Annotated in this window: 13 protein-coding genes; 7 read left to right on the forward strand and 6 right to left on the reverse strand. The window is 53.7% G+C overall.

Annotated elements, in window-relative coordinates; translation table 11 throughout:
- Positions 1 to 12 precede the first annotated feature (12 nt).
- The 3 genes from TH468_RS17540 (at position 13) to TH468_RS17550 (ending at position 1,879) form a co-directional block, all read left to right on the forward strand.
- Entirely contained in the window at positions 13 to 717 is a 705-nt protein-coding gene (locus TH468_RS17540; RefSeq protein ID WP_085645858.1) for a TetR/AcrR family transcriptional regulator, read from the forward strand.
- A gap of 199 nt (positions 718 to 916) precedes the next feature.
- Positions 917 to 1,369 (forward strand): phasin family protein, encoded by a 453-nt coding sequence (locus TH468_RS17545; RefSeq protein WP_085645859.1) that lies wholly within the window; start codon positions 917 to 919, stop codon positions 1,367 to 1,369.
- Between the two features lie 165 nt (positions 1,370 to 1,534).
- On the forward strand, positions 1,535 to 1,879 hold the full coding sequence (locus TH468_RS17550) for a tRNA-binding protein (protein ID WP_085645860.1): 345 nt from the start codon (positions 1,535 to 1,537) through the stop codon (positions 1,877 to 1,879).
- Positions 1,880 to 1,970: 91 nt separating this feature from the next.
- On the opposite strand, the gene TH468_RS17555 is transcribed toward TH468_RS17550, so the two are convergent.
- Together TH468_RS17555 and TH468_RS17560 are read right to left on the reverse strand one after the other, a co-directional pair.
- Positions 1,971 to 3,452 (reverse strand): PAS domain-containing methyl-accepting chemotaxis protein, encoded by a 1,482-nt coding sequence (locus TH468_RS17555; protein ID WP_085645861.1) that lies wholly within the window; start codon positions 3,450 to 3,452, stop codon positions 1,971 to 1,973.
- 189 nt (positions 3,453 to 3,641) lie between these two features.
- A complete protein-coding gene (locus TH468_RS17560; RefSeq protein ID WP_085645862.1) occupies positions 3,642 to 4,418 on the reverse strand; it encodes a ferredoxin--NADP reductase in 777 nt (258 codons plus the stop codon).
- Positions 4,419 to 4,728: 310 nt separating this feature from the next.
- Here TH468_RS17560 and TH468_RS17565 point away from each other — a divergent pair, with 310 nt between their 5' ends.
- Together TH468_RS17565 and TH468_RS17570 are read left to right on the forward strand one after the other, a co-directional pair.
- A complete protein-coding gene (locus TH468_RS17565) occupies positions 4,729 to 5,412 on the forward strand; it encodes a GntR family transcriptional regulator (protein ID WP_085645863.1) in 684 nt (227 codons plus the stop codon).
- A 196-nt stretch (positions 5,413 to 5,608) separates the two neighbouring features.
- Positions 5,609 to 6,304 carry a nitroreductase family protein gene (locus TH468_RS17570; protein WP_085645864.1) on the forward strand — a complete coding sequence of 232 codons (696 nt, stop codon included), beginning with the start codon at positions 5,609 to 5,611 and terminating at the stop codon, positions 6,302 to 6,304.
- A 76-nt stretch (positions 6,305 to 6,380) separates the two neighbouring features.
- Here the strand turns inward: TH468_RS17570 and TH468_RS17575 are convergent, their stop codons facing one another.
- The 3 genes from TH468_RS17575 to TH468_RS17585 form a co-directional block, all read right to left on the reverse strand.
- The gene (locus TH468_RS17575; RefSeq protein WP_085645865.1) at positions 6,381 to 7,679 is read right to left on the reverse strand and encodes an ATP-binding protein; all 1,299 of its coding nucleotides are present in this window, start codon (positions 7,677 to 7,679) and stop codon (positions 6,381 to 6,383) included.
- Between the two features lie 87 nt (positions 7,680 to 7,766).
- Entirely contained in the window at positions 7,767 to 8,495 is a 729-nt protein-coding gene (locus tag TH468_RS17580) for a response regulator (RefSeq protein ID WP_085645866.1), read from the reverse strand.
- 156 nt (positions 8,496 to 8,651) lie between these two features.
- On the reverse strand, positions 8,652 to 9,167 hold the full coding sequence (locus TH468_RS17585) for a MarR family winged helix-turn-helix transcriptional regulator (RefSeq protein WP_062948064.1): 516 nt from the start codon (positions 9,165 to 9,167) through the stop codon (positions 8,652 to 8,654).
- Positions 9,168 to 9,280: 113 nt separating this feature from the next.
- Between TH468_RS17585 and TH468_RS17590 the strand changes: the two genes are divergently transcribed.
- Together TH468_RS17590 and TH468_RS17595 are read left to right on the forward strand one after the other, a co-directional pair.
- On the forward strand, positions 9,281 to 10,177 hold the full coding sequence (locus TH468_RS17590; protein WP_062960825.1) for a branched-chain amino acid aminotransferase: 897 nt from the start codon (positions 9,281 to 9,283) through the stop codon (positions 10,175 to 10,177).
- 96 nt (positions 10,178 to 10,273) lie between these two features.
- The gene (locus TH468_RS17595; protein ID WP_085645867.1) at positions 10,274 to 10,957 is read left to right on the forward strand and encodes a glutathione S-transferase family protein; all 684 of its coding nucleotides are present in this window, start codon (positions 10,274 to 10,276) and stop codon (positions 10,955 to 10,957) included.
- A 41-nt stretch (positions 10,958 to 10,998) separates the two neighbouring features.
- Here the strand turns inward: TH468_RS17595 and betC are convergent, their stop codons facing one another.
- Positions 10,999 to 12,513: a choline-sulfatase gene (betC, locus tag TH468_RS17600; protein WP_085645868.1), complete on the reverse strand. Its 1,515-nt coding sequence runs from the start codon at positions 12,511 to 12,513 to the stop codon at positions 10,999 to 11,001.
- Between the last annotated feature and the right edge of the window lie 56 nt (positions 12,514 to 12,569).

The following is a 12,569-nucleotide window of genomic DNA, read 5'->3' on the forward strand; positions in this document are numbered from 1 at the left end:
AAGGAGACGATCATGCCGGCAAAGAAAGATCCGCAAACCACACTGATCGATGCAGCCATGGAGCTGGCTGCATCGGGGCGCTGGCATGACGTCACCATGATCGATATTGCGCAGGCCGCCAATGTCGACATTGGCATAGCTTTTGATCACTTCAGAAGCAAGGCCGATATCCTGCGCCAGTTCGTGCGCAGGATCGACCGGATTGTTCTTGCCGATCTTGATCCCGCCGATTTCGATGAACCGGGGCATGATCGCCTGATCGCCGTGATGATGGCGCGGTTCGATGCACTGATGCCCTATCGCCCCGCCCTTCGCTCGATCATCGCCAGTGGTGGCGACCTTGGCCCGGCGGATACGCTACGCGCGATCAAAACCCATTTCGGTTCGATGCGCTGGATGCTTGATGCCAGCGGCTTCACCACCGGCGGCCTCCATGGCAGCCTGCGTGTGGCCGGGATGGGCACGATTTATGCCCGATGCTTCAGACGATGGCTTGAGGATGAAACCGCCGACTTCGGTCCGACAATGGCCGCCCTTGATCGCGCACTATCACGCGGCAGCGAATGGGATAAACGGATCGGTACCGGTATTTCCCGCCTCAGCCGGGCTTGCGGAAAAATTCAGAAAAAATGTGACCGTTTTACCCAGAAATATGGCCGGGCCGATCACACCGAACAGACTTCCCCGTCTGCTGAAAACAACAGTACCGCACCCTAACTATCTGATCTGAAACAGAGGCGTCAAAACATAACCCAAGGTTACTCCATTAAACAAAAACCAAACCATGAAGTTTTTGTGCACTGCAAAATAACCCTTGACGAAAACGGTTCATTCCTTCATATTGCAGTTGAATTTGTGCGGCGCACAATAGCGCCTCATTCCACATCTGTTGCAAATTGCTGATGGAGCGCACACCATGACTGCCGCTAAAAAGGCTACCAACCCGTTCTTCGATCTCGACTTCACCAAATACACTGCGGATTTCAAAATGCCGGGTGTCGACGTGAACGAGATGATGGCGTTTCAGCGTAAAAACGTTGAAGCCCTGACCAAAGCCAACAAGGTTGCCTTCGATGGTTTCCAGGCTGTTGCTCAGCGTCAGAGCGAAATTTTCAAAACGCTGCTGGATAAAGTTCAGACCCAGGGCAAAGATTTCGCTGCTACTCCTGCTGACAACCCGATGGCCGCTGCTGCAAAGCAGACCGAAGCTGCGAAAGCCGCATACGAAGAAGCCCTCGCCAATGCCAAGGAGCTGTCCGGTCTGGTAAGCAAGTCTCAGGAAGAAGCTCTTGCTCTTCTGCAAACCCGCTTTACCGAATCTCTGGACGAGTTCAAGTCCGCGATCGAAAAGACCGCCACTGCGAAATAATCTAGCTGATAACTTCCCGTTATCACCTTCCGGCAGAGCCTTCTGGCTCTGCCGTTTTTATTTGTGCTTTTGCCCAAACTCCTGATCTGGTCAAACGCATCGATAAACCCTTAACGGCAAACCGTGCCCCCGCTAATCTGGCTCAAATTCAACGGAGAAAGATTTATGAGCGAGATCAGTTTTGAAGATTTCCTGAAGGTGGATATCCGCGTTGGCACGGTTGTCGATGCACAGGAATTCCCCGAAGCCCGCCGCCCGGCTTTAAAGCTCTGGGTGGATTTCGGCCCTGAAATCGGCACCCGCAAAACATCAGCCCAAATTACCAAATATTACACGCCCGAAAGCCTGGTCGGCCGCCAGGTCGCCGGTGTGGTCAATTTCCCCAAAAAACAGGTTGGTCCTTTCATGTCCGAATTCCTCTGTCTCGGCTTCCCCGATGGCGAGGGCGACAAAGGCATCGTCCTGATCGCACCGGAACGTAACGTTCCCAATGGCGGGCGCCTGTTTTAGGACGCCGTCCTCACCACAAATCCGGCGCAAACAAAAAAGGGCGCGGCCATTATCTGGCCACGCCTTTTCCCCACCCCATATTCCTACTTTCTTAACGCGCCAGAACCATTGCAGCCTGCTTGGTTCTGTTGATGGTATCCGACACCAGATTTGCGGAACTCTGTATCTGACTGATCATGTTGTTAATATCGGCAACGGAAGTCTTCATAACGACAATACTGCTTGAAACCTCGTCAGTCACAGACGTCTGAGCGTCAACAGCTTCCGAAATTGATTCAACATTAACCAAAACACCTTCCGCATCACTGCGAATGGCCGATAAGGCACCAACCACTTCGAACGTAATATTCTGTATTCCAACAATCTCGTTTGAAATATCTTCAGTCGCACGTGCCGCTTGATTGGCGAGGTTCTTGACCTCATTTGCAACAACTGCAAAACCTTTGCCTGCATCGCCAGCACGTGCAGCTTCGATCGTTGCATTTAATGCCAACAAGTTAATCTGGCTTGCTATTTCCTGAATTACCTCAACGATTCCCCCCATAGCATCAACAACATCCGACATCTTTGCAGTAGACTCGCCAGCGTCAATCGTGCGTCGGAACATGTTGTCAGCTTTTCCTTTTGCATCGACCATGCTTGTGGAAATCTCGGCAATTGACCGCGCCAACTCTTTCCCCCCGGCCATAACCGCACTGACTGATCCCGAAGTTCGATTTGAAATAGAAACCGCATCTTCCGAGTGCGCCCCCAATTCCGACAGGCTATTGAAGATATCGACAAAATTGGTGTCGATCAGCGCCTTCAATTGTGTGAGTAATTGAACCTGCTCTGTAATGTCTGTGGCAAACTTTACAACTTTGCTGACTTTACCATTCGGATCGAAAATCGGGTTATACGAAGCCTCTATCCAGACTTCCTTGCCGTTCTTGGCCAACCGCTTGAACTGACGAGCGCAAAATTGCCCTTTACGCAAGTCGTCCCAGAATGACTCGTATTCCACACTTTGCCCATAACCGACTTCGACAAACAACCTGTGGTGCTTGCCTAGAATTTCGCCAATATCATAGCCCATAACGGATAGGAAATTCTCATTCGCTCCAAGAATATGCCCGGAAAGATCAAATTCGATCACGGCCTGACTGCGATTGATTGCATCAACTTTTCCATCAAGATCAGCCATTTTCTCTTGCCGTGCGGTAATGTCACTTGCAAGTTTGACTATCTTCTCAACTCTTCCATTTGCTGTCAGCACAGGATTGTAAGTTGCCTCAATCCAAACCTGACGACCGTCTTTCGTCTTTCGGGGAAAGGCAGCGCTCTTGAAGCTTCCAGTACGCAGGTCGTCCCAAAACTGCTGATATTCCGCTGTCTCTGCCATACCGGCAGGCATAAAAATCCGATGATGTTGTCCAAGGACCTCACTGACTTCGTAACCCATAAGCTGCAGGAAGTTCCCATTTGCTCGAATAATCGTACCATCAGGTTTGAATTCAATAACTGCGAGCGAACGTTCCAGTGCATCGACAACCGCCATCGCCGCGTTCTTCGAGAATGTACCGAATATCGTCATAACTACCCCGTATGGTCAAAAGGTGTGGAAAATTCCATCAGCCCAGCGCATCACTTCAACCGAGAGTTAGCTATTTCAATAATCTTCTCCATCCTCATATGAGGAGTAATATCGCCCAAAACAAAAGAGCGCACTAAAGGTGCGCTCCTTTGTTTCATTTGAGACTCTGGCTATATGACTGTTATATAGTCACTTTTCAACGAACGCCTTTTCAATCACGAAGTGACCGGGCTCGTTCATATTACCTTCCTTACCGCCCCACTCGACCAGCATCTGGCGGGTTTCAGCAATCATTTCCGGATTACCGCACAGCATGAAGCGATCATTTTCAAGGGTCGGCTTGTCCATACCCAGATCGTCATAAAGCTTGCCTGACTTCATCAGATCGGTGATGCGGCCCTGATGTTTGAATTCCTCGCGGGTGACGGTCGGATAGTACAGAAGCTTTTTGGTTACTTCCTCGCCAAAGAACTCATTGTTGGGCAGCTCGCTGTGGATGAATTCCTGATAGGCCAGTTCACGAACTTCGCGGCAACCATGAACAAGGATGACCTTGTCGTAGCGTTCATAGGTCTCGTAGTCACGGATGACGCTCATGAACGGCGCCAGACCGGTACCGGTCGACAGCAGCCAGAGGTTCTTGCCCGGCAGCAGGTTGTCATGGATCAGGGTGCCGGTCGGCTTGCGCCCGACTAGAATCTTGTCCCCAACCTTGACGTGCTGCAAACGCGACGTCAGCGGACCGTTTGGCACTTTGATCGAAAAGAATTCAAGCTCTTCGTCATAATTGGCACTCACCATCGAATAAGCGCGCAAAAGCGGCTTGCCTTCGACTTCGAGTCCAATCATGGCAAACTGACCGTTGATGAACCGGAAACCCGGATCACGGGTGGTTTTGAATGTGAAGAGGGTCTCAGTCCAGTGATGGACGTAAGTGACTGTTTCTTCGTTTAAATTGCTGGCCATAACGCTGCATCAATCCGTTTCGTCTAAAGCTTTCTACTGGACCGCGGCGGGAACGACGGACACACTTTCCCGGCACCATATCCATGCCAAGTTGACGCGATTTAACATCAATCAAACGTATATCGCAAGAAAACATTCACTATTTGTGTATTTTTATGTAAGGAACCATAGAAATATACAAATTAAGTGTAGAATATTGTCTGACAATAGTGCACGATAATCGCATCAGGTCTATATCGCAAACGCGAACTGCCCCATAGATAGGCTACGATGCGCCGCACGGCAATGATCCATCGCAATCCGGTGAAAAATGACAGAAACCGCCGCATTACCAAACGATAGTCTGACCGTTCAGCAGGTTTCCGATGCCATCACCAATGCAGTGCGCGACGGGCGACTGGTACCGGGTCAACGTCTGACGGAAATCGATTTTGCCAAACGCCTTGGCGTCAGCCGTCCATCCGTTCGCGAAGCCTTTCGACAATTGACCGCAGACGGGCTACTGCACAGCCAACCCTATCGCGGGGTCAGCGTGCGCCACATGACACGACGCGAAGTCGATGATCTGTTTATCGTGCGGGGTGCGCTTGAAGGCCTTGCCGTGCGGCTGGCAACCCCAACACTTCAAAACGATGCGTCGAAATTGCTTGCCATCCAGGCCGAGCTGGACACTGCCGAAACCCGCAACGACCTTGCCGCCATGTCGCACCACAACCTTGCCTTCCATATGCTGTTTGCAAATATCACCGGCAACGCGCTTTTATGTGAACAGTTGCGACGGATTTCCAACAGTGTTTATTGGCTGCAATTCCGCGTTCTGGTCGCTGATGACAAGGTCCTGCAAACCAATACCCAGCACCGTGACATTGTTGACGCAGTTCGCAACGGGGATGCCGCCAAAGCCGAGGCCATCATGATTGATCATGTCGATCATTCGCGCCAATTGGTGCAATCGCTGCCCGAAAATCATTTTGCTGAAAGCCCGGCAGACTGACGGCTCCCCCCCCTGCCACCGCGGTCCCTTGCCGGATGCGCGACCGCATAGAACCCCACCTCACGGCACATCTCCGAACCAGATTTCCAGTCTATCGTGGGTCCTTCATCGGCGCTGGACATGAGATACTTGCATCCCCGAATTCCCGCGATTACGATTGTCTGACAATTTAAACAAACAAATATTAGAGAGCACCATGACAACTCGCCCCGCTCCGACCACCGAATTTTTGCCGATCCCGTTGCCCGATTATCAGGAACGACCGCTTGACGAGATGCGCCTTGGTGCGCAGGCATTTTATGAAGAAATCCGTACGCGCCACACGGTACGCGAATTTTCGGATCGGCCGGTGCCACGCGACATCATCGAAACATGCATTCGTGCGGCGGGTACGGCCCCCAATGGGGCCAATCATCAGCCATGGCATTTTTCGGTTATCGGCGATCCGGCGATGAAAAAGAAAATCCGCACCGCTGCCGAGGAAGAAGAACGCGCATTTTATGCTGGCCGCGCTGGCGAAGAATGGATCGAAGCTCTTCGCCCCTTGGGCACGGATGACAGCAAACCGTTTCTGGAAATCGCACCATGGCTGATTTGCATTTTCGGCGAACGTAAAAGTGCCTCAGCCGACGGGAAGTTGCGCAAAAACTATTACGTGCCGGAATCCGTTTCCATCGCGACCGGCTTTCTGATTGCCGCCCTGCATCGTGCGGGGCTTGCGACACTGACACATACGCCAAACCCGATGAGCTTCCTGACCGAGATTTGCCAACGCCCGGACCACAACAAGCCCTATATCCTTCTGGTCACCGGATATCCGGCAGCGGATGCGACGATCCCGAAACACGCGACCGAGAAAAAAGACCTTTCGGAAATCGCGACTTTCTTCTGAAACACATCAAACCCAAAACAAGAAGCCCCGCAGCACGGCGGGGCTTGGGGCTTTCTGTTTAAAATTCCAAAGACGCTTAATGCCCGATCGGCAGGACAAGACGGACGCGAAGCCCGCCGCCCGGCGCATCTTCAAGGAAGACATCACCGCCATGGCCACGCGCTGAATCGCGCGCAATTGTCATGCCAAGGCCGACACCGCCTGTCGCCTGATTGCGCGATTCCTCCAGACGATAGAACGGCTTGAACACGTCCTCACGCTTGTCGACCGGAATGCCCGGACCATCGTCGTCAAACACGATTTCATAATCCTGCCCGCGACGTCCGGCACGCACCGACAGATTGTTGGCATAACGACCGGCATTGGACATGATATTGGCAAGGCAGCGTCGCACGGATTGCGGACGCAGATCCATTTCCAGACTATCGGCAATATGCAGATCAATCTGCTGGCCATCCCGAAGGGATTCGCCAACCTGATCGGTAATCAGCTTGCCGATATCGGTCGGTACGGCCTTTTCGCCCTCTTCACCGCGTGCAAAGGCAAGATAGGCATCGACCATGCGTTCCATATCGACGACGTCCTGTTTTAGCGCATCGACACCGGGCAGCGACCCCTGCATCGCCAGTTCCAGCTTCATGCGCGTCAGCGGCGTGCGCAAGTCATGCGACACCCCTGCCAGCAAGGCGGTCCGTTGCGATAAATGGCGTGCGATGCGGTCGCGCATCGAAATGAAGGAAGATGCTGCCAATCGCACCTCGGCCGCCCCTTCGGGCTTAAAGGTATCGACTTCAACCCCGCGGCCAAACTGGTCGGCAGCCTTGGCAAGACGGCGGATCGGACGGACCTGGTTGCGCATGAACATCACGGCAACGCCGTAGAGGATCAGTGCCGAACCGGCGATCCACATAAAGAAGATATAAGTGGTCGAGGAATAAAGACGCTTGCGCGGTGCAACCACCGACAGGACCCCGTCCTTCAACTGCACCCGGATTTCCAGTTTGCGGTCATCAACATCAAGATCGAAGAAGAACGGACGCTGCAAACGTTCATTCAGGGCATTGAACAATTCCTGGGAGACAAGCCCGAAGGGCGGCTGCGTGATTTGCCGTTCAAGGATTTCATCTGGTTCGAACAGGATATCAAGCTGCAAGCGCGTGCGTGCCGAATGTTGTAGCCATTCGAAATGATCCGCATCCGGGTATTCGCCAAGATAATCAATGACGAAAGCAATATCACCGGCAAGGCCCCGGCTCAGCTGGCGCGCAACCGTGTCCCAATGCCGCTCGAAGAAAATCAGCACGGTGACGATCTGCAACAGCAGCATCGGCGTCATCAGGATCAACAGCGACCGCCCCAGAAGACCTGACGGCATCAGCGATTTGATCCATCCTGTTTTTCCGCTGCCCAATACCCTTATCCTTATCCGTGTTCGTCGCACCGACGGCTCGACGCTCTGTCTTTAATCCACATACAGCACATAGCCCCGTCCGCGTACAGTCTGCAAGTATCTTGGTTGCTTCGGATCTTCCTCAAACTTGCGTCGAAGGCGCGTCACCTGCACATCAATACTGCGCGATGCCCCCGGATCAACGGCGTTGCCCCCCATCATCTCGTGAAGGTCTTCGCGGGTTGTCGCTTCGCCGCGCCGCCGAACAAGGGCCGCCAAAAGTGCCTGTTCCGAACTTGTCAGATAGATATGTTCCGATCCGCGCTGCAAGGTCATCCGGCTGACATCAAAGGTGAAGCCACCAAACTGCGCCGTGGTCGATGCCTCACCACGTATCTCGTCGGTGACCGGTACCGGCGCTTCGGCATAACGCCGTAAAATGGCTTCGATCCGTAACACAAGCTCACGCGGCTCAAACGGCTTGGCAAGGTAATCATCGGCCCCCGCCTCAAGCCCGGAGATGCGGTCTTCGGTTTCCGAAAGTGCCGTCAGCAGAAGGATAGGCACCTTGGATCCTTCGTCCCGTAGACTGCGCGCAAGATCAACCCCTTTTTCACCGGGCATCAGGACATCCAGCACCAGAAGGTCAAACTGCAATCCGGCAAGGCTCGACCTTGCTTCGGCGGCATTTCGCGCCGCCGAGACGACAAAACCGTTTTCGCCAAGATAGCGGGTCAGCAGATCACGCAGACGATCATCATCATCGACCACAAGAATATGCGGCTGATCCTGATTTGTCATACGCGGCTCTCCTGAAAGCTGAACATTTGAAACGCTTTATCCTATGCGAGTTAGGCAAAAAAAAGTTTCAAAATTGTATCTGTCCAAAAGACAGCAGATCAGGCCATCATCCTGATCCGCTTGATGTCGCACGACTGAAATCAAGACCGTTTTACACTAGCTGGCCCGGCGGCGCATACCGGGCGGGCTGTCGTCGGTGAAACGGGCACGGTCGGGTTCTTCAAGCATGCCCAGCATCACCTTGCGGAACCCTTCAACCGCCTCGGCCCCGGCTTCACGATAGGCGGCCGCAATCAGGCCGCGCTGGTTTTCGGTCAGTTCACGTTCCAGCGCATCACCCTTTTCCGTCAGGGTCAAAAGCCGCTGGCGGCGATCCTGAACACCGGTTTTCTGATCAATAAATCCTTCGCGCACGAGCTGGCCCAAAACACGCGACAGGGACTGCTTGGTGATTTTTAGAATCGACAGAAGCTCGCTTACCGTAATGCCGGGGTTCCGACTTACGAAATAGATGACCCGGTGATGGGCGCGACCGAAATTATATTGCTCAAGAATCTGATCTGCCACTGCCGTGAAATCGCGATAGGCATAGAACAGCAGTTCAATACCTTGCCTAAGCTCTTCTTCCCGCAGAAAAAGCGGGTTTACCTTGCGTGTTGAGATATCAGCCATGCTTTTCCGTTATGTCAGTTATATTGACATATTAATCGATGAATGTTACTCCGGCCAGACAATTAAGGACATAAAGTTACGTCCAAGTGCCCTTTTGAATTGGAATCTGGCAAATGATCACTCCGACCTTCGACAACCGTGATGGTTTTATCTGGTATAATGGCGAACTTAAACCCTGGCGTGAAAGCACCCTCCATGTGCTGAGCCATGCGGTCCATTATGGCAGTGCCGTCTTCGAAGGGGAACGGGCTTATAACGGTAAAGTGTTCAAACTTGCCGAACATGGTCAGCGTCTGATCAAATCGGGCGAAATTCTCGATATGAAAGTGCCTTATAGCGCGGCTGAACTTGATGATGCGGTCATTGAAACGCTGGCAGCCAACAATATCACCGATGGCTATATCCGCCGCATTGCATGGCGCGGCAGTGAAATGATGGGTGTTTCGGCCCAGACCACGCGCATCAATGTCGCGATTGCCACATGGGAATGGCCAAGCTATTTCAAGCCGGAAGAACGCCTGAAAGGCATTCGTCTGGCGCTTTCGAAATGGGCGCGTCCGGCCCCGAATACCGCGCCGACTTCGGCAAAGGCAGCCGGTCTCTACATGATCTGCACCCTGTCGAAACACGAAGCGGAACGTAACGGTTTTGCCGATGCGCTGATGCTTGATTACCGTGGCCAGATTGCCGAGGCGACCGGGGCGAACGTGTTCTTTGTCAAGGATGGCAAAATCCATACGCCAACCCCGGATTGCTTCCTGGACGGCATTACCCGCCGTACCGTGATCGGGCTTGCGAAAGCACGCGGTTTCGAGGTGATCGAGCGCGCGATAATGCCGGAAGAAATGGCAGAATTCGAGGAATGCTTCCTGACCGGAACGGCTGCAGAGGTCACCCCGGTGGCCTCCATCGCCGATTACACCTTTACCCCGGCGCATGTTTGCAAGACGCTGATGGAAGACTATATGGCTCTGGTACGCGGTGAAAAAAACGCGGTTGCCGCTGAGTAGTAAAATTCAATAATCGACCAGATTATTCACTTTTGATGAAAAATAGCCCGGCACCCGTTTGCCGGGCTATTTTTTGATTTCAGGACAAAACGCACCATGACGGCACGATTTTCACAAAAGTCTGATGATATACAAAACACCGATCACAGCCTGCTCTATCAGACCCATTCCCCGTTTGCGCGCAAGGCATTGGTCTTTGCGCTCGAATGCGGATTGGGCGACCGGATCGAGGTGATCCATCAGGAAACCAGCCCGACCAATCGCAATGACCGTGTTTTTGCAGCCAACCCGCTCGGCAAGGTGCCGGTTCTGATCCTGCCTGACGGCATGGCTTTGTTTGATTCGGATGTAATCTGCGAGTATCTCGACAGCCTGCATACAGGCCGGAAACTGATCCCCGCTACGGGAGCGGAACGCTGGCAGGTGCTGCGTTTGCAGGCCCTGGCGCAGGGTATGTGCGATGCGGGGGTTCTGTATCGCTGGGAAACCAATCGTCGCCCGGAACACCTGCGGTATCCGCCGCTGGCCGAGGGACAGAAAACCAAGCTGATTGAGACATTTGATCATCTGGAAAACGAACTTGATCCCAAAGCGCCGCTCGATGGAGGTCAAATCGCGCTTGCGACCGGGCTTGACTGGATCGAGTTTCGCGAACTGGCCGATTTCAGAACCGGTCGCCCGAGGCTGAGCCAATGGTATGAGGGTTTCTGCGCCCGTCCATCGATGGTGCAAACCGGCTTTAGCGGTCAAACCCATGACCATGGTCACCCGCCTTCTTAAGCCGGATCATCCCCAAGGCAGTTCTGGTATATCGCAGACACCTATTCCCCACGTGGAAAGCGCTGGCTTTCTTCGAGTTGGTTCAGGTCCATGTGATTGCGCATATAGCGTTCGGATGCCTTTTGGAGCGGCTGGTAATCCCACGGGAAATAGGCACCGTTGCGCAGCGATTCATAAACGATCCAGCGCCGGGCCTGACTTTCGCGGACCGCACTGTCAAATGCCGCCATATCCCAGCGCGCATCGCGCTGCTTGCGGAACGCATCAATCTGCCGGGCATATGCCGGATCGGGGGCCAGATTGCGCAACTCGTCCGGATCGGTTTCAAGATCGAAAAGCTGTTCGGGATCGAGTTCGCAATGAACGTATTTCCAGCGCCCGTCGCGAATGCAGACCAGCGGGGCGTTTGATCCCTCGGCGGCGTATTCCATCAGGACGGGTTCGCTGCGCCGGGTCCCGGAAAAACCGGGCACGAGGCTGATTCCATCGGTCCAGGGCATGACATCGTCAAGCGAGATACCGGCCAGTTCGGCAAGGGTCGGCGTGACATCAAGGGTCGATACCGGATCGGTGTAGCTGCCCGGTGTGATATTCGGCCCCGCCATCATCAACGGCACACGTGCCGAGCCTTCGAAGAAGCTCATTTTAAACCACAGGCCGCGATCACCCAGCATATCGCCATGATCGGACAGGAACAGAATGATGGTGTTATCCACCTGCCGGGTGCGTTCGAGCACATCGATGATGTCGCCAATCTTGTCATCGATATAGGAAATATTGGCGAAATAGGCGCGACGCGACCGGCGGATATTGTCATCGGTAATGTCAAAGGCGGTATGGTCGCACGCCGCCATCAGGCGTTTTGAATGGGCATCCTGTTCATCAAACGGGATCGCCGAAACGGAGGGTTCCAGCCCCGGGCAGTCTTCGTAAAGGTCCCAGAATTTCCTGCGCGCGACGTAAGGATCATGGGGATGGGTGAAGCTGACGGTCAGGCACCATGGGCGGTCATCCTTGCCCCGGGCCAGGTCATACAGCTTGTGGGTGGCGTGATAGGCGACCTCGTCATCATATTCCATCTGGTTGGAAATCTCGCCCACGCCGGCCCCGGTAACGGAACCCAGATTATGATACCACCAGTCGATGCGTTCGCCCGGCTTGCGATAATCGGGCGTCCAACCGAAATCGGCGGGATAAATATCGGTGGTCAGACGTTCTTCGAAGCCATGCAACTGATCGGGGCCGACAAAATGCATCTTGCCCGACAGGCAGGTGTGATATCCCGCGCGGCGCAAATGATGGGCGTAGGTCGGAATGTCGGAACAGAATTCGGCCGCGTTGTCATAGACCCGGGTGCGGCTGGGCAATTGACCGGCCATGAAGGATGCCCGCCCCGGCGCACAAAGCGGGGATGCAGTATAGCAATTGCGAAACCGCGCAGATCGGGCCGCAAGGGAGGAAAGATGCGGGGTATGAAGGAATTCAGCCGGGCCATCGGGGAAAAGCGTTCCGTTTAGCTGGTCGGCCATCACGATAAGGATATTCGGGCGTTTCATTTTATGTACTGCTTTTTAGCGGGTATCACGCGGAAAGAACGGACAGAGCCAGTCGG

This window comes from Thalassospira sp. MCCC 1A03138 (assembly GCF_002115785.1).
GTDB lineage: Bacteria > Pseudomonadota > Alphaproteobacteria > Rhodospirillales > Thalassospiraceae > Thalassospira.